The sequence below is a fragment of the Paraburkholderia sp. SIMBA_030 genome (genome assembly GCF_046535245.1).
Classification (GTDB): domain Bacteria; phylum Pseudomonadota; class Gammaproteobacteria; order Burkholderiales; family Burkholderiaceae; genus Paraburkholderia.
Genome location: NZ_JAWRXB010000667.1, coordinates 1 through 267, shown reverse-complemented (window position 1 = coordinate 267; position 267 = coordinate 1). Strand labels below are relative to the sequence as shown.

1 pseudogene is annotated in these 267 nt (G+C 63.7%); it reads right to left on the bottom strand.

Annotated features, from left to right (window positions below):
• Window positions 1-267 (bottom strand): annotated as a pseudogene (locus SB772_RS41630) (glutamate-ammonia-ligase adenylyltransferase); the annotation flags it as partial.

Genomic DNA, 267 nt, shown 5'->3' with positions numbered 1-267 from the left:
CTCCTTGTCGATCAGCTCGCGCATCTCGCCGACATCGCGCGCCACCTTGGCCGTATCGCGCTTCTGCGACAGCACATCGGAAATGATCCGCTCGGCAGCTTCCGTTAAGCTCGCATCGCCGCAGATCAGCCGCGCCCGGCTGAGCGCCATGTGCTCCCAGGTCCAGGCTTCCTCGCGCTGGTATTTCTCGAAGGAATTGATCCGCGTCGCCACCGGCCCCTTGTTGCCGGAGGGCCGAAGCCGCATATCGACCTCGTAGAGAATGCC